The organism is Joostella sp. (assembly GCF_048266025.1).
Taxonomy (GTDB): Bacteria; Bacteroidota; Bacteroidia; order Flavobacteriales; family Flavobacteriaceae; genus Galbibacter; species Galbibacter atrarenae.
Genome location: NZ_JBLXAF010000005.1, coordinates 151,517 through 175,941 on the forward strand (window position 1 = coordinate 151,517; position 24,425 = coordinate 175,941).

12 protein-coding genes are annotated in these 24,425 nt (G+C 33.7%); 3 read left to right on the forward strand and 9 right to left on the reverse strand.

The window, feature by feature from the left end; translation table 11 throughout:
• Window positions 1–23 precede the first annotated feature (23 nt).
• The 3 genes from ACN0TY_RS10575 (at window position 24) to ACN0TY_RS10585 (ending at window position 5,017) form a co-directional block, all read left to right on the forward strand.
• Window positions 24–1,964 carry a heparinase II/III domain-containing protein gene (locus ACN0TY_RS10575; RefSeq protein ID WP_417444459.1) on the forward strand — a complete coding sequence of 647 codons (1,941 nt, stop codon included), beginning with the start codon at window positions 24–26 and terminating at the stop codon, window positions 1,962–1,964.
• 67 nt (window positions 1,965–2,031) lie between these two features.
• Window positions 2,032–3,618 carry a beta-N-acetylhexosaminidase gene (locus ACN0TY_RS10580; protein ID WP_417444460.1) on the forward strand — a complete coding sequence of 529 codons (1,587 nt, stop codon included), beginning with the start codon at window positions 2,032–2,034 and terminating at the stop codon, window positions 3,616–3,618.
• Window positions 3,619–3,622: 4 nt separating this feature from the next.
• On the forward strand, window positions 3,623–5,017 hold the full coding sequence (locus tag ACN0TY_RS10585) for a sulfatase-like hydrolase/transferase (protein WP_417444461.1): 1,395 nt from the start codon (window positions 3,623–3,625) through the stop codon (window positions 5,015–5,017).
• 318 nt (window positions 5,018–5,335) lie between these two features.
• Here the strand turns inward: ACN0TY_RS10585 and ACN0TY_RS10590 are convergent, their stop codons facing one another.
• The 9 genes from ACN0TY_RS10590 to ACN0TY_RS10630 form a co-directional block, all read right to left on the reverse strand.
• A complete protein-coding gene (locus ACN0TY_RS10590) occupies window positions 5,336–6,700 on the reverse strand; it encodes a Gfo/Idh/MocA family protein (RefSeq protein ID WP_236959584.1) in 1,365 nt (454 codons plus the stop codon).
• 178 nt (window positions 6,701–6,878) lie between these two features.
• A complete protein-coding gene (locus ACN0TY_RS10595) occupies window positions 6,879–10,247 on the reverse strand; it encodes a glycoside hydrolase family 2 TIM barrel-domain containing protein (protein WP_417444462.1) in 3,369 nt (1,122 codons plus the stop codon).
• A 54-nt stretch (window positions 10,248–10,301) separates the two neighbouring features.
• The gene (locus ACN0TY_RS10600; protein ID WP_417444463.1) at window positions 10,302–11,717 is read right to left on the reverse strand and encodes an arylsulfatase; all 1,416 of its coding nucleotides are present in this window, start codon (window positions 11,715–11,717) and stop codon (window positions 10,302–10,304) included.
• A 43-nt stretch (window positions 11,718–11,760) separates the two neighbouring features.
• Complete coding sequence (locus ACN0TY_RS10605) at window positions 11,761–11,997, reverse strand: hypothetical protein (RefSeq protein WP_417444464.1); 237 nt, start codon at window positions 11,995–11,997, stop codon at window positions 11,761–11,763.
• Window positions 11,998–12,427: 430 nt separating this feature from the next.
• Window positions 12,428–14,203, reverse strand: a complete 1,776-nt coding sequence (locus tag ACN0TY_RS10610) for a RagB/SusD family nutrient uptake outer membrane protein (RefSeq protein ID WP_417444465.1) — start codon at window positions 14,201–14,203, stop codon at window positions 12,428–12,430.
• An 11-nt stretch (window positions 14,204–14,214) separates the two neighbouring features.
• The gene (locus ACN0TY_RS10615; RefSeq protein ID WP_417444466.1) at window positions 14,215–17,352 is read right to left on the reverse strand and encodes a SusC/RagA family TonB-linked outer membrane protein; all 3,138 of its coding nucleotides are present in this window, start codon (window positions 17,350–17,352) and stop codon (window positions 14,215–14,217) included.
• 216 nt (window positions 17,353–17,568) lie between these two features.
• Entirely contained in the window at window positions 17,569–18,978 is a 1,410-nt protein-coding gene (locus tag ACN0TY_RS10620) for a sulfatase-like hydrolase/transferase (protein WP_417444467.1), read from the reverse strand.
• Window positions 18,979–19,312: 334 nt separating this feature from the next.
• On the reverse strand, window positions 19,313–21,076 hold the full coding sequence (locus ACN0TY_RS10625) for a RagB/SusD family nutrient uptake outer membrane protein (protein WP_417444468.1): 1,764 nt from the start codon (window positions 21,074–21,076) through the stop codon (window positions 19,313–19,315).
• Window positions 21,077–21,089: 13 nt separating this feature from the next.
• The gene (locus tag ACN0TY_RS10630; RefSeq protein WP_417444469.1) at window positions 21,090–24,194 is read right to left on the reverse strand and encodes a SusC/RagA family TonB-linked outer membrane protein; all 3,105 of its coding nucleotides are present in this window, start codon (window positions 24,192–24,194) and stop codon (window positions 21,090–21,092) included.
• Window positions 24,195–24,425: the final 231 nt, after the last annotated feature.

Below are 24,425 nucleotides of genomic sequence, written 5' to 3' on the forward strand. Positions count from 1 at the left end.
TTTTTTAATCTACTATGAATTCAATGAAACCAATTAATACACAGTTCTTAACATTAATCATAATTTGCATCACTTTATTTAGCTATGCGCAAGAAAAAAGAGACTTTTTGTCTAAGCAATTAATAAGTATAGAACAACCTATAACTACTAGCACAACATTTTTTACAACAAAACAAGAAATAACAAAACAACTTAAAGAACTATCCCCTACTCAAAAAGAAACAATAATAAGGAAAGCAAAAACTGCATCTTCATACTCTTGGCCTAGCATTCCTGCTACAACTTACTTAGAGTTTAAGCGCACTGGAAACAGAGATATCATGCAGAAATATCAAAATGAGAAAAAGAAAAATCTACAAAATTTAATTTTAGCAGAACTTCTAGAAAATAAAGGAGAGTATTTGGACGCGATAATAAACGGCAGTTGGTCTCTATGTGAACAAACTACTTGGGTACTATCAGCTCATTTAGCTTCTCAAAAAGGAGGTGCTGGAATTCCTAACATCGAAGAACCAATAATAGATCTTGGAGCTGGTGAAGTTTCAAGTTTATTAGCATGGACATATCACTTTTTTAAAGAAGATTTTAAAGAAACTTCTCCTTTTCTATATAATAGAATTCCTTTAGAAATAAAGAACAGAATTATCAATCCTTATTTAAGTCGAGATGACTTTTGGTGGATGGCATTTAAAAAGGAAACCTTTGTAAATAACTGGAATCCTTGGTGTAATTACAATACACTGTTAAGCACCTTACTTCTTCAAAATCAAGTGTCCGAAGAAAACAAATCTGAGGTATTGATAAAATCATTAAAATCTGTAGATAAATTTATAAACTATTATAAAGCGGATGGAGCTTGTGAAGAGGGTCCTAGTTATTGGAGCCATGCTGGCGGCAAAATGTTAGAATATTTAGAACTTGTTTTTAATGCCACAGATGGAAAAATATCTCTAAGAGATAATGATCTTGTTCAGAAAATGGGAACCTACATAATGGATGCTAATATTGAAAATGATTATTATGTAAACTTTTCGGATGCTTCTGTAAGAGCCAATCCTAATCCCGGAATAATATATAGATATGGAGTTTACACAAAAGATAAAGCTTTAAAGCAATTTGCCGCCTATTTAGCTAATGAAAATTCTTTTTATGAAAACATGACTCACCACGCTATAGATCAAATAATAAATAATTTAAAAATTAAGGATGATTTAAAAGATACTACTCCTGAAAAAATAAATAATCTTTCTTTTGAATACTTAGAAACTGGAATTGTTGGAGGAAGGACTTCAAAAGAAAAAAATGAAGGATTCTTTTTTGCCGCAAAAGGAGGCTACAACGACGAAAGTCACAATCACAACGATGCTGGCTCTTTTATCTTATACTATAAAGGGAAACCACTAATTGCAGATATAGGCGTAGAAACTTATTCTAAAAAAACATTTAGCAAACAACGATATGAAATTTGGACTATGCAGTCTAATTTCCACAATCTACCCATGATTAATGGGCTTCCTCAATCTTATGGCCATGAGTATAAAGCCACAAACACAAGTTTTAAAGACTCCCGATCAAAACTTAACTATAATTTAAACATAAATAAAGCTTATCCTGAAGAAGCTTACTGCGAATCATTTAAAAGAAAATACACTCTACAAAGAGGAAGTAATCCTAAACTATATGTTACCGATTCTTATCAACTTAAAGAGTATAGAGACCCTACAGTAGAACATTTTATAACAGCTTCAAAACCTGGCTTAATAAAGGATGGCGAAATAAAACTAGACAATAATGTCTTACTACAATATCCACAAAACACCTTTGAGGTAAGTATTGAAACATTGCCTTTAAAAGATAAGAAGCTGCTAAATTCATGGCAACAAGATCAGTTATATAGAATCAAACTTATTTCCACAGACACTAGTTTAACTAATAATTGGAACTTTATAATTAGCGAAATATAATTACGTGAAAATCCAAAATCAACAAGAAGAATTTGGCGGAGATGAAAAAAACAATTAATTTAACGAAATGAAACGACACTTATATCCTATTTTATTCTTTCTTTTTTCAATATTCTTAACAGCCCAAGAGAAAATTAATATAATCCCAGCTCCAAATAATATTGAATTACATAAAGGAAACTTCACCCTTAACTCAAGTTCAAAAGTTGCCATAAATTCTAATCAATTAGAAAACATTCGTTATTACCTTACTAATGAAATATTAGAAAACACAGGGATATCTGTAATTACTACTGATAAAACTAATAGAGCAGATATCACTTTAGAACTTTCTGAAAAATATCACAACGAGGGATATTACGAACTTACAGTTAACAATAATCAAGTTAATATTAAAGCTGGAACTTTATCTGGGATGATGAATGGTGCTAGCAGCTTACTACAATTAATCACTATCAATAAAGCCAAGACAAACAAAATATCCATCCCAAATTTATCAATAAAGGAAAAGCCAAAATACGCTTGGCGCGGTTTAATGTTGGACACTTCAAGATATTTTATCAGTAAAGATAAATTAAAGGAGGTTATTAATTGGATGGCTTTTTACAAACTCAACAAACTCCATTTACACCTAACGGATGAGCCAGCATGGAGGTTGGAAATAAAAAAATATCCAAAACTAACATCTGTAGGAGGAACTGGAAATTACAACAATCCAGATGCACCTGCCAAATATTACACTCAAAAAGATATTAATGAGCTCGTTAATTATGCAAGTATCAGACAAATAGAAGTGATCCCGGAAATAGATATGCCTGGTCATGCTACCGCGGCAAATAGAGCATACCCCGAATACAGTGGTGGCGGGAGTGAAAAACATCCAGAATTCACATTCAACCCTGGAAAAGAATCCACTTATGCTTTCCTCACAGATATTTTAAGAGAGACTAGTATTTTGTTTCCGGCACAAATGTTGCATCTTGGAGGTGACGAAGTAAGCTTTGGAAGTGAAAAATGGAAAAGCAATCCTGAGATCCAAAGTTTAGTGAAGAAAGAAAGCCTGACTAATCTAAAAGATATTGAAAATTACTTTATGGAAAGGATGGCAGATTCTGTCTTTAAATTAAATTCTAAACTAATTGCTTGGGACGAATTAGCTGACAGTGATCTACCAAGAGACAAAACCATATTAATGTGGTGGAGACATGACAAGCCAGAACAGTTGAATAAATCTATAGATAATGGGTTTAAAACTATTGTATGTCCCCGTGTTCCATTTTATTTTGATTTTATACAAGATGGGGATCATCAATCTGGAAGGAAATGGGCAGGAGAATATAGTACTCTAGAAAGAATCTATAATTTTAAAATTAGTGAATTAATCAACAATAAAGAAAATGAAAAAAATATCATAGGATTTCAAGGAAATTTATGGACAGAAACGATTACTAGTGACAAAAGACTAGAGTTTATGATATTTCCTAGAATAGCTGCACTAGCAGAAACTGCGTGGACGGAAAATAGAAATGACTATACCAATTTCCAGCAACGTCTTAAATCGCACCTTCCTGTTTATAAAACCGAAGAGATCTATTTCTTTGACCCTTTTAATCCTGATATAACACCAGAACCTTTATATAATAAAACCAAATAACAAAATGAATCTAAAAAAAGCATGGCCGCAAAGCCTATTACTAGCATTATTTGTTTCCATAACATATTTTGGAAATGCGCAATCACCCAACGTGGTCTTAATCTTAGCCGATGATTTAGGCTATAACGACGTAAGTTTTAATGGCTCTAAAGAAATACCTACACCCAATATAGATAAAATTGCAGAACAAGGTGTAAGATTTACAAATGCATATGTAAGTTATGCTGTATGTGGACCAAGCAGAGCAGGATTAATTACGGGGAGGTTTCAAGACAGATTTGGATTTGGACTGAACCCTTTATACGCTCCAAAAGACCCTCAAATGGGCTTACCATTATCTGAGGAAACATTAGCATCTGCGTTACTTAAAGCCGATTATAAGTCTGCAGCATTAGGTAAGTGGCATTTAGGAGCTCATGAGTCTTTACATCCTTTAAAAAGAGGGTTTACAGACTTTTACGGATTCTTAACAGGTGGGCATTTTTATTTCCCTGAAGATCTAACTATTCAAGATCAAAAAGGTGTAAAAAGTCAATACGATGCTTATCGTGAAAAAATATTAAGAAACTATGAGCGTGTTGAAGAAACAGAGTATTTAACTGACGGCTTATCTAGAGAAGCTGTTAATTATATAGAGAAATATAAAGACGACCCATTCTTTATATACTTAGCTTACAACGCTCCACATACGCCAATGCAGGCTACAGAAAAATATTTAAGTCGCTTTAGCCATATAGAGAATAAAAAAAGAAGAACCTATGCTGCTATGGTAAGCGCTGTAGATGATGGGGTAGGAAGAGTTTTAGACAAATTAGAAGAGTTAGATTTAGACGAAAATACTATAGTCATTTTCTTATCAGATAACGGTGGCCCTGAGCCTCATAACGGATCAGACAATGGTGCTCTAAAAGGAGGTAAGGGAGAATTATACGAAGGAGGTATTCGTGTGCCATTTGCAATGAAATGGCCTAAAGAAATACCTCAAGGTATTGTATATGAAAAACCTATTATCTCTCTTGATATTTTCTCTACAGTAGTTGAGCAATCAAATATCAAAACAAAAAACAAGTTAGATGGGATAAATCTTATTCCATACTTAAAAGGAGAAAAAGAAGCTGAAGAGCGTGTATTTTTCTGGAGACAAACAAAAAAAGAACGTAGTGCTGTTAGATTTGGTGATTACAAGTATCTGAATCTTGAAAAAAGCAATGAGAAAATGCTGTTTGATGTAAACAAAGATATCAGTGAAACTACAAACTTAAAAGATTCCAAAGCGAATATATATAAGGAGCTTGAAGAGAAATACAATACTTTAAACAAAGAAATGAAAGATCCTATTTTTATGGGATTAACTGATGGTAAAGAGTATAATGCCCTTCACCCAGATAGATTCGAATAAAAAATTAACCAACACCATTACATTTAAAAAAGGGTAGCATTTATGATAATTGCTACCTTTTTTTATTTCATATCTTTCAAACTTAGTTGAGATATAGTTCTGATATATTTATAGGATTAAGCAAACCATAGCATTATTACCTAATAAAGAATGACACACTCATACAGCTAAACTAACTCACAACAGAAAAAGAGCTAGGTAACATATTTATCCAATATAATAGGTCAAATATTCTTAATAAATAGCAAATCGATGACATAAAAAAAGCGAATGGAAATTAATCCATTCGCTTCACATAAACTAACTAAAAAAGAGCTGTTACTTAACTCTATATTCTTCTTTCATCCAGTCATAAGGTTTTCTAGCAATCCATTGCCCTCTTGTGAAGTCTGGAAAGTCTTGAGGCTCTCCATTATTAGCAATAGAAGCTTCAGAAAGTGGCGTAATAGCGCTCCAAGCAGCAGCATCATATGCGTCCATTGGAGGAGCTACATTATCTATTGCAGATTCAACAAAAGCTTTCATAACGAAATAATCCATTCCACCATGCCCAGCTCCAGTTGCTATTTTACCATATTTTTTCCAGATTGGGTGATCATATTTTTCAAGCCATTCTTGAGCATCATCCCATTTATGCGGCTTAGATTCACCCTCTACATAAATTCTACTTCCGTCTACTTCCCACAATCCTTGAACTCCTTGAACTCTAAATCCTAGAGAGTAAGGTCTTGGAGAGTTTGTATCATGGGTAATTATGATAGTTTCTCCATTTGCAGTTTCAACCGTAGAAGTAATTATATCTCCTTGTTTAAATTTCACTTTTGCATTTGGGTGATTTTCTCCCCCGTTATCAACAACATATTTATGTAAACCACGAACTTTTGTTGCATGCGAAGTAATTGTTACAAATCTATTTCCGCGATTAATATCACTCATTGCAGCAATTGGCCCTACACCATGAGTTGGGTATGTATCTCCGTTTCTTAAAACAGAATGTTGTGTTCTCCATTTTGCTTCAGAAAGTGCCTTTTCTCCGAACTCAACTCCTCCACCATAAGGCTGCTGCCCATTATTAAATTTAACCGCTCTTAAATCATGCTGATATCCACATCTAAAATGTAGAAGCTCACCAAATACGTTTTGCTTAACCATATTTAAAACAGCTAAAACATCACGACGATAATTTACGTTTTCAAGAATCATTAAATGAGAACCTGTTTGCTCAGAAGTATTAACTAAATCCCAGCACTCCTCTATTGTTTGAGCTGCAGAAACTTCAAGTCCAGTATATTTACCAGCCTTCATAGAATCTACTGCCATCTTTGTATGCCAAAGCCAAGGTGTAGCGATAATTACAGCATCTATATCTTCTAATTGAAGCATATTACGATAATCGTAATCATCCTTTCCAAATATCTGAGGTTTCTTTTGTCCTGCCTCGGTTATTTTTTTTGTTGCTATATCTATTCTGTTTTGATCTAGATCACAGATAGCCACAACTTCTACATCGTCTCTTTGAAGTGCATTATTTAAATGATTGGTACCTCTTAGTCCAACACCTATAAATGCTAATTTTAATTTCTCATTTTTGCTAGAAGCATATCCAAAAGATAGGTTAGGAGCAAGAGAAATACCAGCGCCAACAACAGCTGATTTTCTTATAAAATCTCTTCTTGAATTCATAATTTATGTTTTATAATATCACTTTACTTTTCTGAAGATTTGTTACTTTATAAAATGAAGCTATTAGTAAATAATTTACTTTCATTTTACTTCGACAATATAGATAATAACTTTCAAAAAAGAAAATAATTAACGTATTTTTAGATTGAAGGTAAAAATATTCAGTAATTAAAAATATTTATTCTATAATATAGAGCTCTTTATAACTATCTATATATTCAGACTTAGAACCATTAGCAAAAGGAACTAAATAAAATGTATACTCATATGTTTTATCACCATCAAAAGTATACTCCTTTTGAGGTCTTGCGCCCCAACTATTATCTCCTGCAACTCCTCTTTGACCTAAATCTATATTTAATTGAACCAAATCACGCTCTTTAATATCTATAGTATGCTTACTTACATTTACTTCTGGCATACCATCGCTATAATTTTCATCTTTAGTTCTTACTTGTGTTTCTTTCTTGTTACTAGTTTCATATGAATAACCCGTTGTTGCGTCAAAATCTTCATTTAACATATGAAGTGCACTCAATCCTAAATTATCATTATTACTTCTTGAAGAAACTACTAACAAACCATTATTAGCATCATCTTCAAAAGCAGCCCATCTTACCCCTGTTTTATACCCATTCTCTTGAGGTCTGATATAAGGCACATATTGATCCTTCACTTTAGAAGAATAAACATCTACAAATGCTGCCGCCTTTCTATCCTGATAATTTTCCCATGGACCGCGACCATAAAAAGTCATATTTTCAAACTTTTTAGGCATTTGCATCTTCATACCTATTCTTGGTATATCTCCCGAATAGGAAGTCTCTGCTAATTTGTTTGTTATTTTTACTACTCCAGAAGGAGCTATATCGTAAGTAGAAGTATACGTTGTCTCTACCCCTGGCAATTGGTAATTAACTTCTACTCCTATACTTCCTTCTTTAGTTGCTGTAGTTTTAAAAGAAGTTACCTTCGCTTCCATTGTAGCCTTTTTCCACTCAACATTTTTCTTCTGCATTCTGTTCCCAAAATCATTATCTGTTGGCGCTCTCCAAAAATTTGGTCTTGGCCCGTTCCCATCATTTATAAGCTCTTCTCCTCCAAACCTATAAGATGTAATAACTCCATCTTCTTTATTAAACTTAAGTGAGAACTTCTCATTACTAAGATTTAAACTCTCTTTCGATTCTTCTTTCTTAATTGTTCCCACTACTTGAGTGTTTGAGCTATTCCAATTGATTTTGCTTGCAATTGCTATTTGCTCATGCGCTACCTGATATCCTTGGCTTAACAGTCCCCAGTTATTTTTTAAAGAGGCTTCTACTTCTAAAAAGTATTCCGTGTTTTCTTTAAAACTAATTCCATTTAATGAAGCTCTAACTAGTTTACTTGTGTGTGGTGTAACATTTATAGATTCTATGGGTATTCTCTTTAACTCCTCTCCATCAGCCTTAATGATAGCCGTGAAATTAAACTTATTAAGGTTTACAAAATCATATAGGTTCTCGACTAACACTCTAATCTCATTATTTTTATTAATCCCTTGTTGAGAGAATTTTATAGACTCGTGTGCTTTTTTCACCTCATAAAGTCCAGGCTGTGGCGTTCTATCTGGAAAAACAATTCCGTTATTTAAAAATGTATTATTTGTAGGCATATTTTCACCATAATCTCCACCATATGCATAATAACGCTCTCCCTTTTCATTTGTCTTCCAAATAGACTGATCTACCCAATCCCAAATAAAACCTCCTTGTAAATTATCATGTTGATTAATAATATCCCAGTAATCTTGAAAATTCCCAGTACTATTTCCCATAGCGTGCGCATATTCACTAGGAATATATGGTCTATCTGTTTTGTGTTTTCCTATAGACTCAAATCTTGCTGGAGATGGATATTGTGGCACAATAATGTCTGTATTCGTGTCCATATCAAAAAGGTTACCATCTTCTGGCTTATAAGCACGCTCGTATTGAACAGGTCTCTTTTGAGGATCCAAAGCTTTAATAGCACTGTATCCTTCAAAGAAATTAACTCCATTCCCTGCTTCATTCCCCATTGACCATATTATAATAGAAGGATGATTTTTATCCCTCTTCACCATTCGTTGCATTCTATCCACATGTGATTTTTCCCACTCTGGCTTTTTTGCAAGTGAATACTTCCCATAGTACATTCCATGAGATTCTATATTTGCTTCATCAACAACATAAATACCATACTTATCACATAATTCATAAAAAACTTCCGACTGAGGATAGTGACTTAATCGAACTGCATTAATATTATTCTCCTTCCAAAGCTTTACATCTTTTAAAATATCTTCTTTTGAAACAACATGCCCAGTTTCTGGATTTGTTTCTTGAGTATTTACACCTTTTAAAGTAATAGTTTGTCCATTTACCTTAAGTAGACCGTTTTTAATTTCTACGGTTCTAAAACCAACTTCTAGAGATGTCGATTCATACACATCTTTCTTCTTTTCTTTAGTAGTAACTACAAGCTTATATAAGTCTGGAGTTTCTGCTGTCCAAGGCATCACATCCAAAATATAAGTAGTGAAATTTACGGTAGTAGTATCTCTAGAATTTATCGTTATAGATTGTTCATCTTGAGCAACAGGAACATCATTTTTATCAAAAATTTGATAAGCAACATCAATTTTAGCTCGCTTAGATGTATTATTACTTATAAAAACACCTAAATCTAATATTCCATCTTGGAAACCACTATCTAAAGTCGCCATTGCAGAAACGTCTTTTATAGCTACTTTTGGTTTCGCATATAAATACACACTTCTCTCAATTCCACTAATTCTCCAGAAATCTTGGCACTCTAAATAAGAGCCATCTGTCCATCTAAATATCTGTAATGCAACTGTATTCTCTCCTTCCTTTAAATATTTTCCAATATTAAATTCAGCAGGCAACTTACTTCCTTGAGAATACCCAACGTAATTTCCATTAATCCAAAGGAAACCTCCCGATTTCATTGCTCCAACATGGAAATAAACATCTTTTTCCATCCAAGAAGCATCCACTGTAAAAGTTCTTCTATAAGAACCTACTGGGTTATAATCATTGGGAACATCACCAGGGTTTTTAGGATATACTTTATCAACAAACTCCATTTCTTCAGATACTGGAGCCTTATAATCTGCAAATTCATACTGATGATTTACATAAATTGGAATTCCATATCCTTCTACTTCCCAATTTGAAGGAACTTGAATATCATCCCAACTACTAACATCTACTTTTGGATCTACAAAATCTTGAGGTCTATCTGATGGCTTTTTAACCCAATTAAATTTCCATATTCCATCCAAAGACAAGTAATTATCTGAGCTTAAAAAAGCATTCTCCTTGGCCTCTTCTACAGAGTCAAAAGAATAAAAAGTAGCATGAGTTTCTTCTTTATTTTCTGAAATCACTTGTGGGTTTTCAATGTAATCTCTCAAAGGCTTATTTAATTGCTGTGAAAATAAAAACGGACAATTTAAAAGCAATATAATCCCTAGGTAATTTAAGTTTAGTTGTTTCATTCTTTATATTTATCTGAAAATTTTAGTAGTTATTTATATTTCTATTATTGAATATTAAAAAGAAAAGACCGGATTTGGAGTATGTGAAACTTTCATTAAAGAATCTAACTCTTTTACTATAAGCGGATTTTCTAAAGCAATATTATTACTTTCTGAAGGGTCGTCTTTTAAATTGTACAATTCTAAAGGAGCGTTTCTATCTTTCTTTACTTTTAAACGAATTGCCTTCCAATTGTCTTTTAATATTGCTTGCTTACCACCGCCTTCATAAAACTCCCAATACAAATAATCATGAGATTGCTGACTTTCCTTCCCTAATAATTCATCTTCAAAAGAAATTCCATTGGTATCTATTTTTTTATCACTTCCGGCAAGTGATGCAAAAGTTGGCAACACATCCCAAAATGCAGCTACATGATCACTTGTTTGATTTTCTTTAATCGTTCCAGGCCATGATACTATAAAAGGTTCTTTAATCCCCCCTTCATATAAGTCTCTCTTAACTCCCCTATGTACTCCACTACTCTTAAAAAAGTTTACATCTTTAATAGTTCTTCCTCCTTCTATGTGTGTTCCATTATCGCTTGTAAAAACCACTAAAGTGTTTTCATCATAACCCTTTTCTTTTAACACCTTCACAACCTTTCCTACGTAATCATCTATACTACTAACCATTGCAGCATAAGCAGCCTTTGGATATTTCTGCTCTCCGTAATGTCTTCCTGCTGGCCATGCTTTTTCAGGAGCAAAAACACTATTCCCATCTCCATCTAAATACATATCTATATACTTTTGTGGTGCTACCAACTCCGCATGTGGCAATGTAAAAGAAAGGTATAAGAAAAATGGTTTATCTTCAGGTTGATCCTTAATAAAACTAACCGCTTTATCAGTAAAAATTTCATTTCCAAAACTCCCATCTGGAGTCTTTATTTTTATCGGTTTCTTATCTTTAAGTGTCCAAAGTGAATCTGGCTTTTGAAAATGTGCTTCCACATGATGGAGATGTCCTGTAAAGTAATCCCATCCTTTTTTTTCTGGAGATCCTGGAGTTCCTGCTACACCTAGCCCCCATTTCCCAAACATTGCAGTTGTGTACCCCTGCTCTTTTAACAACTGAGAAATAACAAAATCCTCTTCTCTTAATGGAATTTCTCCATTTCCCCTAATATGACCTATTCCAGTATTCTGTCCAGTCATAAGACTAGCTCTAGAAGGAGCACAAACTGTACTTCCAGCATAGAAATTAGTAAACTTAATTCCCTGAGATGCTAACCTATCAATGTTAGGAGTTTTTATATATTCTTGTCCATAACACCCTAAATCTCCAACTCCCATATCGTCTGCTATAATGAAAACAATATTTGGGGCCTTTTTCTGAACAGGTTCTACATTTGCTGTTTCCTCTTTACAAGAGAAAAGAATGCTCAGCAAGCAAGAAATCAACACCATATTATAACTAATATTCATACTATTTTATATTTTAATATGTACTAAAATTATTTAAAAGCTACTAACTAGAGATTCCTGTATTAAATGCATTATCCCTAGTAAGCTGTAATTTGAATCTTTCAAATTCGGATTCTGAATGTTCCTTTTTATATATTTCAAAAGCCTTTTCTATTATTTCTGGATACTCATTTGCAACATCATTTTCTTCCTTAGGATCATTATCCAAATTATATACTGATACAGTAGAAATCTTTTTATTATTTTTTAAATCTTTCCAAATAACTTTCCAATCTCCCATTCTGATAGCCACTTGTTTCTGAAACAGAAGTCACCTCTTTTTTACATGATGCAAAAAGAATTAAAAAGAAGAATACACTTACAACTTTAGAAAAAATAAATCGCTTGCTTTCCATAAAATTAATTACACTACAATCTGAAGCCGAATTTTATAATAACTATGCATTTTTCACGAAACACAAATCTTTAAAATAATAGTTAAAAAAATATACCTAAATCAATAAATGCTGCAAAAAGTAATGATAGTAAAAATATCAAATAAATAACAATAAGCAAACTACATAATATATTTTTTTTCGTTTCATTTCATTTAATGTTTCATTTTAACAAAAAAACAATTAATAAATAGTTTTACAAACAATAACCCCTTGATAGCAGCTACTATCAAGGGGTCATCTTTTTATATAAAAAATGTTTACTAAAATCTCAGATTACCAACCTGGATTTTGCGTAAGTTGAGAATTCAACACCAATTCCTCTGAGGGAATAGGGAATAAATAATAATAATCTGGTACACCTGGAGGAACTCCATAAGGAGAAATATACCCTTTAGACGCTCCGCCCTGAATAGGCAACTTATTTCCATAGTCAGCGTTATCAACATAACGACCTAATTTTTCTTCAGCTCCATATTCCTGTAGTTTTTTCCATCTACGTAAGTCATTAAACCTATAGCCTTCATGCATTAATTCAACTGCTCGCTCCCTTCTTATCTCCCATAGAATTGGACTAACATCACTATCTCGAGTTGGGTCTTCTGAAATAGCACCAATTAACAAACTAGCTACGTTCCCTCTTTTTCTAAGCTTATTAATTGTAACATCCGCTACATCTTGACTAAAACTACCCAATTCATACATTGCTTCAGCATGATTCACAAGGATTTCTCCCATTCTAAATATTGGTGCATCTGAAAAGTCTTGATTTTGAATTCCCGTATTTAAGTTGTTATAATATTTATGACTACGATATCCGGTATAACTTGCATTAAATCCTTGTCCGTTATTAGAAAGCCTAAAATGTGGTTCTTGTTTAAGTATAAATCCACCCCAGTTTGCAGTAGGAGTTCCCTTATGCAAATCATCAGATAAATTAGCCATAATATCAAGATACTCCCTATCAGATTCATTACCTGTATACTCCCATTTACTTGACTTCCCGCCTGTTTTAACCTTAAAAGGAGGCACTGTAGTATAATAAAGTCTTTCATCTCTATTCCTGAACTCATCGTATGGATTCTCATCCCCATCAAACATAGCACTCACCCATCTATTCTCTCCATCTTTACACAAATATAAATCCGCAGCCTTCTTTGTCAAATCCCAATTCCCTGCAGAATTCCTATGTCTTGAGGTTAAATAATGGGTCAACTCACCAAACACATAAGCTTTGTAAAGCAACACACCTTCAACTCCACTTAAAGATTCAGAATTAAAAAGTTCATCATATTTAGGATGCAATGTAGAGTTAGAAGCTATTAATTTTGAGCTCGCATCGGCAGAAGCCTGTAAATAAGTTTCTTCACCACCCAAACCATGATATTTACGCCATGTACCTTCAAAAAGCCCGAATCTTGATATAAAAGCTCTTACTACATCAACATCTACAGTGTTGTCGCCTCTATTAACTATATTTTTCTCAGCAAATTTTAAGTCCTCTAAAATTTTTGCAGCAACTTCATCTCTTGTATTTTTTGGTCCAAATAAAACATCTTCATCTGCATCATTAAGCACTTGATCAATATATGGTATCTCTCCATAATCTACCAATAACTTATAATGATTGTATGCTCTAAAAAATTTAGCTATACTCTCCCAATGATTTTTCTCTTCTACAGTCAACTCTCCTCCTTCTAAGTTCCCTAGAAGCAGGTTGGCACGCCTAATAAAAGCATATGGACCTGACCAGTTATTTGTAGACGCTGGAACTGTAATTCTTTGCCAAAGCCATGAATCTCCAAGATTGCCATTACTCTTCAACATTAAATCCCCAGAAAACTCTGAGTTAACTGTCTCATCCCAATCCCCGCCATCATAACCAGGAAATACATTATAAAATGACCATGAATATGTTTCGAAATTCTTATCTGTTGTAAAAACCGTTTCTTCTACCAGCGTATCTTCTGGTAATTTTTCCAAAAAGTCATCACTACAACTAAATGTTACTGACAACAATAGACTTATTGAAAATATTTTTATTTTTTTCATAACTCTCTTTATTAAAATGAAATATTAACTCCTAAACTATAAGATGTTAAATAAGGATAAGCTGCACCCTGACCTTGATTTTGAAGTTCCGTGTTAATTCCGTCAGGTAGATGATCAAAAGAATATAAGTTTTCTCCCATTACAAACACTCTTACTTTATCAATTTTGATTTTATTAAGGACATCTTTAGGTAAGCTATATCCAAAAGTTAAATTTTTAATTCTCAAGTACGATCCATCTAATAAGTACTTAGTTTGCGTTAATCTACTATTTCCGTAATTCTCCCCTCCATTAATATAATTTCTAGGATAATAACCATCAGTATTTTCTGGAGTCCAGTAATCTAATTGATGATCATAAATTACATTGAATTCACCTACGAATGGAAAACGTACTGGATCATTTCTCCACAAGTCTCTCTTTCCAACTCCATTTAAGATAAATGAAAAATCAAAACCTTTATAGTTAGCTCCTCCAAATACTCCATATTGATATCTCCTTGTAGTATTACCTATAATAGTTCTATCTCCCGGATCTTCTAACGTCCCCTCTCCAGAAAAAATCTCACCATCACCATTTAAATCTTTATATTTAATATCTCCAGGATTAGGGCTTCTTCCTTGAAAAACAGGAATACCATCTTTTAGAGTACCTCCCCTTAAATCTTCATCTAATGTACCTTCTTCAAAATCATCTACAGTATAGTAACCATCGGTTACATACCCCCAAATCTCACCAATTTGTTTTCCTACATAATTCTCACTTATGAGTCCTCCAGGATTATCAAATTTTGTTATCTCTGACTGCCCATCAGACAAAGTAGCTCCGATATTATAAGAAAAATCTCCTATATTATCTCTCCAGTTTACAGACAACTCCCAACCAGTGGACTTTAAGTCTGCTGCATTTGAATCTGGTGGACTTGCTCCTAGAGTTGCTGGTAGTTGAGCTCCCACGGTAATCATATCTAATGTCTTTCTTTCATATAAATCAAATGACCCAGAGAACCTATCCCCAAATAACCTTACATCAACTCCTATATTCCCAGAGCGAACTGTCTCCCATGTAAACCCAGTACTAACTAAGCCTGGTAACCCAAGAGTTCTATACCTCAATCCAGTTTCTTCATCAATCCAACTTGCATTAGTTACTCCAATTTCAGGTAAATAAGGGTAATATTGCTGAGCTCCATTTCTAGTAACATTTTGATTTCCTACCTCCCCATAAGATCCTCTAAAATGTAAATGATTAATAAATCCAACATTACTCATAAAACTCTCCCTAGAAAGCGTCCATCCTGCAGAAAATGAAGGAAAGAAACCAAACCTATCTTCATCAGAAAACCGAGAAGACCCATCATACCTCCCATTTAACTCTAAAAAGTATTTCTCTTTATAATTATAGTTAAGCCTTCCAAAATAACCCAATGTAGCATAACCATAAAACCTATCGTCTCCCTCTAACACCCCTGTTGCTGTGGATATAGAAGGTAGATCTACAGAAATCAAATCTGTTTTCCTAATATAAAACTCCTCATAATCAACATCTTCTCTATTCATACCTGCCAACAACTTAAAATTATGATTTCCAAAAGATTTAGCATAGCTAGCATAAAGGTTTATTAAATGACTATTAGTCTTTTGATTCTCTTTTCTATAAAATGTTGATTCAGGAACTCCCCCAAAAGTAGTTAATGATTCAGGATGAATGTATAACTGTTGATTATCTCCACTGTACCAATCAATATATTTTTGTTCAAAAGTATATTCTCCTGTAAAGTTTAAACCAGCCACAGGGTTATACTCCAACTTTTCGAAAATCCTAACATTACTAAGCTTCTTATTTGTAGAAACCCCATAACGCTCTTGATTCTCTGGAGTAAAATATGGTATTTCATTACCATCTTCATCAGTATAAAAACCATCCTTAGCAAAAGGACTATAGTTTACCGCTCTACCATAATCTCCGATTGGAAAATTGGTATCTGTTGCAGTGAATAAAATATTAGAAGTTGAAGCTATTTTTGGACTTAAATCTGCCTTTAGGTATGCATTTACAGTGTTCTTTTTAATTTTATCATTATCTGTTACCATGATCCCATCAACTTCACTATATCCAGTAGAAACTCTATAGGCAACATTTTCTCCTCCTCCACTAAAGCTAAAATTATGAATCTGAGAAAATCCTGCTGAATCTAAAAAGTCACCAAGAAGATCTGTATCTTTCAAAGGATATTCTTGCCCATTATCATCATAAGCAACGCCATCAGGATAACTGCTTGGATTATTCTTATATTCTTCTAAATAATCAACCCATGTATCTATATCCTGACCAATCCAAAACGTGTCTTGACCAAAGTCTTGTAATGCATTTATAAAATCATATGTAGATGCCTTTGTAGGCAAATTTTCAGGATAATTTACACTTGAAGTCACAGAATAATTGAACTTCATTTTCTGATTTTTCTTTCCCTTTTTTGTTGTAATCAACACCACCCCAAAAGCAGCTCTTGCACCATAAATTGAAGCTGCTGCTGCATCTTTCAACACCGTAATAGTTTCAATATCTTGAGGATTAATATCATTAAAATTAACTGGCACATTATCCATCAATATTAACGCACTTCCTCCATTTAAAGATGTAGCCCCTCTGATTTGCACTCCCAATCCTTGAGAACCTGGCTGACCGGAATTAGATGTCACTTGCATTCCAGGAATCATACCTTGTAATGACTCAACTGGATTGATGATTGGTCTATCACCCAATGCATCTGACATTTTTACACTACTTACGGCTCCTGTTAAATTTTCTTTCTTTTGAGTACCATACCCAACTACCACAACTTCATCTAATTGAGCAACATCTTCCTCTAAGGTTACGTTAATTTCATCTCTTCCCCCAACTACAATTTCTTGGTTTAGGAATCCTACATAAGTGTAGACTAAAATTGCCTCAGCTGAATTAACAGTTATTGTATAGTTCCCATCAAAATCTGTCGCTGCACCAGTCGAAGTTCCCTTCTGCTGTACATTAACACCTGGAATAGGCATTCCAGAACTATCAAAAACAGCACCCGTAACTACAGTTTCTTGAGCTAATGCTGCTACTGAGACAAATAGAAACAGCATTGTGGTTAATAATTTTCTCATAAGTTTAATTGTTTGATTAAATATTAAAGATCAAAATAAAGGTGAAACATACTTTATTTAAATTTTTGTTAAAACTATACATTTAGTTTTAGAAATACAAGCAAAACGAAAATATTTATTGTTCGTTTTAACTAAAATAATCTGAAAAATATATAAAATAACGCTTATGAAAAGAAACAATAATATTAAACCTAACAATTTGAAAGCCGAAAGAAGTTATGGCTGAACAAGCGGATAATCTGTATCATATTGCTCTAATTGAACTTTTTTCCACATCGCGTTTTCCAAGAATAGTGGATGTGGCAACCTTACTTCCCAATTGCCTAGTTTCTTAAGCATTCTTTCTGCAATATCTAAATTCTCTAACACAACATTATGTTGTTCTGAAACATCTTCAGTTAGATTAAAGAGCATTGGTAACCTATCTGGGATTCTAATTAACTTCCAGTTATCTTCTTTGATAGCTGCACTTATAGTAAACTTCCACATTAATGTCTTGTGCAATGCTTCATCTTTACCTCCTTCTAAGATAGGTATTAAGCTTTCACCTGTAAAATAGCTACCACTTTCTAACCCTTTATTATCACCCTTAGCAATATTAATAAATGTTGGTGCTATATCTAGAGACGATATCGATTGTTCAATTTTTCTCCCTTCAGGAAGTCTTCCTTTCCAATTTACTATAAAAGGAATATGAATTCCTCCCTCTAAAAGAGTTCCTTTCTTTCCATTATAAGGAGCATTTATAGACCCGTTAGTTTTAACAGGACCTCCATTGTCGCTTATAAATACAATGACTGTATTCTCAGCAAGTTTTTCTCCTTCTAAGGACTTTACTATTTTTCCAACGTTTAAATCCAATCGGTGCACCATTGCAGCATAAGTTCTCCTCTTTTCATTCCGAATATGCTTATATAACTCCAAATCCTCTTTAAGCGCTTGCATTGGCGTATGTGGAGCATTAAATGACGCATACAAAAAGAAACTTTCATTTTTGTGCCTTCTTATGAAATCAACACACTCGTCTCCTTTATCATCTGTAATATAAGTAATCTTTTGTGGTGTCTTGTAGTTACATTCTATCGTTGCATTTCCATTTTCATCTACTCCCGAAAAATAATCATGACTTCCTCCTCTATACCCCCAAAACTCATCAAAACCTCTATTTGTAGGATAAAACTGCTCTTCGTACCCTAGATGCCATTTTCCTATGAGCCCCGTAACGTAGCCATATTCTTTCAAGTGATTTGCAATAGTTTTTTGCTCTACTGGAAGTCCTCTATATTCAGGATCGAAGCCAGGTTGATTTCCTCCTAAATTATTATCATAGCCAAATGAAACCTGATTAATACCAGTCAAAAAACCTGCTCTTGAAGGACTGCAAACAGGAGCAGAGACATAAGCATTACTAAAAAACACTCCTGTCTGGGCAAGCTCATCTATATTTGGAGTTTTAATCTGCTTACTACCTGTAAAACTTAAATCTCCATAACCTAAATCATCTGCTACAATAAGGATAAAGTTTGTTTTACTATTAGAACCATCTTCTCTTTGAACAATATTCTCCTGAGAATTAAGCAAAGCTGAAGTCAATAATAACACACATAAAACCAAACTTTTTTTCATCTTAAATAATTATCTAAATTAACCGTTTACATTAAAAATTGCAGCCCCATTAAAAACATAAAAACCAATACACATCAGCTTTAAGCAAAAATGATTTTTCCAAACAAAAACCTGACTACCAATCCGTTTTAACACTATCAAGAAATTAAACCCTCATGATAGTAAAAATACCAAATAAATAACAACAAGCAAATTTTGACATGTTATTTATTTTCGTTTCATTTCATTTAATGTTTCATTATGAAATATATTAAGGATAAAACAACAAACCCGTAACACTAGCTAGTGTTACGGGTTTACTTATTGTAAATATAAAAATTACAATATGATTTGATTAATATCCTGGATTCTCCACTAAGTTTGGATTATCCGCTAATCGACCAACTCCTAATGCAAAATAATAATGTTTTGTAGGATCAAAAACTCTAACTCCAGAATCTCCGTTTACCTCTGTGATTAAATATTTCTGAGCATCAAAATCATAAACATATCTCATTCCTTTTAAACGCCCATTAAGAACCTGATCTGCAATTCTCCAACGTTTTAAATCCCAATATCTATGCTCTTCGAACAACAACTCTACTTGCCGCTCTTGACGAATGTTTTCCTCCGTAAGCTCATTTCTTTTAGGCATGCCTACTCTATCTCTCACTTGATTCAATTTATCAAGCGCATCACCTGTTCCTAAATAAAATCCTGCTTCCGCATAGTTTAGTAATATTTCTCCATATCTAAACACTAAAAAATCAGAACTTGATTGGCCACTAGCTACTGGCTCATAAGACTCGTCTACACGTTTCTTAATCAACAACCCTGTTCTATGTTGATTTTTATTAGGAGCTTTAGCTCTCCAGTCTGAACCTGGAATAGTGAAAGTCTCGCTATTACTTTCTTGACGTTCTCCATTTTCATCAGTATAAATAGTACTAGAATGAAAGTAAGCATTAGAACCTTGCCACTCAATCTCAGGGTAAAATATAGAGGCAGCAAATCTAGGATCTCTGTTTTCAAATAGCTCCTCTTTACTAATAAGCGTTTCACCATCAAACTTCGTTCTATCAAAAGCTCCTGAAGAACCATCAGCATAATCAAATAAATCTAAAACATTTAAATATACAGGGTAATTAGAACTCCAAGCCGAAGTAAACCCAACCGGTGTTGCTAGGTTATCCCATGAATGTCCTACTTGCGCTTCAAAATCGAACCTCAAAGCAAGGATCACTTCAGGGTTATCATTTTCATCAACAAACAAACGCTCAAAGTTTTTAGACAAATCACTTTCTCTGTTATATAAAGAAAAAGGCCCCTTCGTAATAATCTCTTTGGAAGCATCTAAAGATTTTTGGAAATAAGTATTAGCCTGTCCAGCTGGAATCCCAACAGGACCATTTTCTTCTCCAAATTTAGCTATACTCCCAGCATATAATCCTGCTCTACTCACAAGAGCAATAGCCGCCCATTTACTTACTCTACCATAATCATTACCATCATAAACAGACGGCAACCTTTCTGCTATAGCTTGCGCTTCTTCTATTATAAAATCATACACTTCTTTTTCCGTGTTTCTTGCTGGATATAACTCTTCTTCTGGATCATCTTGTTGTTGAGGAACTGTTATAATAGGAACTCCTCCATAACGTTTTACCATCTGAAAATATGCCCAAGCTCTTAAAAAACGTGCTTCAGACTCTCGTTGTAAAATATATTCTGATTCAAATTCACTATTATTAATTCCTACTATAAAACTATTTATATCCCTAATCAAGTTATAAGGCCAATAAGCCATAGAACCAGCCCCAGTCTCATCATAAACCCTCAAAGCTGCAGCATATGGTGTCTGCCAAGCCCCAACTGTTCTTGCAGAACCACCCATAGCAGCTATAAGTCCCATATTAAAATCAGACTGCCCTCCTAGCTCTTCAAACTTTGTTCGATCATATAAATTAAGAAGATTTGCCTCTGTTAAGTTTTTGTCAGAAAATACAGCATCCTCTTCTATCACTGTAAATGGACCTTTATCCAAATAATAGTCGTTCGTACACCCTACTGCAACTATAAGCAGTAAAGAGCTAATACTTTTAATTATTCTATTCTTCATCGCTATAATTTTATTAATTGATATTAAACTTCACTCCAAACGTATAAGCTGAAGTAATTGGATATGCTCTACCGTTTGCTAGATTATTCTCTGGATCAAGAAAGTTTTTATATATTCCTAATTTACTCCATGTAAATAAGTTTGTTGCTGCCAATGACAACTGAATATTACTTATCCCTCCACTATTTTTTGTAGATGGAATTGTATATGCTAAATTAACTTGCTTCAATCGTAAGTACGTAGCATCCTTAACCCAAAAATCTGAAGTTTTATTGTTATTAGAAGTACCTCCATCAAAAGCCATTGGCAATTGTGCATTCGGGTTATCATTAACTAAAGGATCTTCCTCTGAGGGACTCCATCTGTACTTATAATGGAAATCATATGGAATCGATCCATTTTGAAACATATTTCTAGCTGCAGTAACAATATTTACATCAAATTGTGAAGCTCCTTGAAGCAAGGCACTAAATGAAAAGTTTTTATACTGAAGACCTATATTAGCTGCATAAGTAACGTTAGGACGACTATTTCTTCCAATAACATCTTGATCTCTATAATCAATTACTCCATCTTCATTTATATCCTTATATCTAATATCTCCTGGGCGTAAGGTTACATTACCCTGTTGATCTTGATCGTAGGCTAAATTGTCAATCTCATCTTGATTCATAAACATCCCATCTGAAATATACCCAGTTCTCCTATCTGTATAATTCCCCGTTCGTTGATAAATTCTGACATCATCTGGATCTGTATATTCCTCTTCTTCAAAGTGTGTATACTTTGTTCTTGAATATCCGAAACTAGGCGCGATATTAAGACGTACATTTCCAATAGTACTTCTATGCGTAAGCAATACTTCAAAACCTTTTGTCTGCGTACTATTTAAATTTACTAATGGCAATGCTGCTCCAAATGTATCTGGTAAAGCAACTAATGGAGTTGTTAAGATCCCACTTTTATCTCTAAGAAAAACATCTGCTTCAATTCCTAACTTTCCATTCCAAAAAGTAGCATCAACACCAATATTATATAGTTTTATATCTTCCCAAGTAACTTCATTATTTGGAAGTCCTAATGTTACTACCTGTCTTTTAACCTCATCTCCAATTAAGAAGTTTCCATTTACAATATTATAACCAGGCAAGAACTCATAACCAGAAATATTTCTATCATCTCCAATATTGGTATATGAAAGTCTTAATTTCAAATTATTCACTACATTAGAATCTCTCAAAAAGTTCTCTTTTGAAATCACCCAAGAACCTAAAACACTAGGAAAGAATCCCCATCTTGTATCAGGTGCAAAGTATGCATTAGCATCATAACGCCCCGTTACACTAAAATTATATTTATTATTAAAGCTATAATTAACTCTTCCAACATAACTCATTCTTCCACTCTCAGATTGACTTCCACCGTTATCTTTATTAATATCACTTCCTGTATTTAAAATCGGAATGTTTTCTGAAATCAATTCTTGTCTAGTTGCTGATAATATTTCTGACTCTACAGAACGTCCTTCAGCTAAAAACAAACCAGAAACTTTATGTTTTTCATTAAAAGTTCTATCATATTCTACAGACAATTGAGGACTAATAATATCACTATTATAAGCTTCTTGAGATAATCTATTTTGGCCTTGGTTAGATGTTGACCAATATAAATACTCATCATCTTCTTCCTCATAAGAATACAAATCATAAGGCAGTGCAAATGTCTTAGTCGTATAGGTTCTTCTAATTATATTCATAACCCCCTTTAACTTAAGACCAGGAACTGCCTTTACACGATATTCCCCCTCCAATCTAAATGTCGTTACTCTGTTATCATAATTATAAGTTCCATCTAAATCTTTATCAGAAATTGCCAACGGATTTCTCTCCAAAAACCCAGAGTATGCAGCTCCATAAGAAGGATCTGGCAAATACGGATTCCATATTGGCTGAGCTGTAAGTAATTCAGTATAAATATCGTTAACTGCATTATTAGCGTTAGTCGTAGCTCCAGATGCAGCTCTATCAGTTAATTCATTTCTATATGAAATATCCATTGCTACTCCAAACTGCTCTGACAGCTCTACATCAACGTTAGAACGAATATTATAACGCTTAAAATCAAAATCACGAGTAGAAAATATACTTTCTTGCTCTAAATATCCTACAGAAGTAAAGTACTTTACATTCTCACTCCCTCCACTCACATTTAGATTGTGCTGAAACATTGGAGCTCCGTTTTGATACAACTCATCTGCCCAGTTATAACTCTCATATCCTGGCGCTCCATTTCTATAGTTCTCTAAATCTTCTTCCGAAAATTCTGGCGTAGTTTGGGTATTAACAGCCTGTTCTCTTTTTAATTCCACATATTGAGCTGCATTTACTGTTTTTTGATAAGCAGATACATTTGTAAAACTTGTAGTTCCTGTATAGGTTATACTTGGCTTTTGACGCGTACCTCGCTTAGTAGTTACCAATAACACTCCGTTACCTGCACGCGCTCCATAAATTGCAGCAGAGGCATCTTTTAAAACTGTTATGGACTCGATATTGTTAGGATCTAAATTTCCCATAGTGGTCTGCACCCCATCTACAATTACTAAAGGATCCCCAAAACCTCTTATACTAATACTAGCATCATCTCCCCCTGGTAAAGAAGACGACTGTTGCGTAATAACACCTGCAACTCTACCTGTTATTAACTGTGTTGTATTCGAAGCTGGAACTTTAGTTAATTCTTCACTTTTAATAGTTGAAATTGCCCCAGAAACATTTTCCTTTTTCTGAGTTCCGTAACCAACTACAACAACTTCGTCTAGCTGGGCTACATCTTCTTTCATAACAACATTAACAACATCTTGAGATCCTACAACTTTCTCTTGACTCAAGAAACCCATAAAACTAAATACTATAACAGCATCAGTATTATGTGTTGTAATCTCATAATTCCCGTCAAAATCCGTAGCAACCCCCATCGAAGTACCCTTGATTAGGACGCTCACTCCTGGAACAGGAACCCCCGATCCATCTACTACATTTCCTTTAACTACCTTTTCTTGTGCAAAAAGAAAAGTTGTAGTCAATAGTAGTACAAAAAAAAGCAATGATTTTTTCATAAATTAATAGTTTGATTGAGTAATTGTAATACTTACCCTTGGTTAATTGTAATACTTACCTTTAAAAAGGTCTCGCTAAACTATTAAAATATTGTTAAAAACAAAAACATAAAAGCATTTTTTCTTTCGTTTCGCTCACATTCAATCGATTGTTATCTTAAAAACGCAAATAACAACAAGATAAAGGGATTAAATACTTTCATTTGCAGTTTATTTACTTTGTTTTGATGT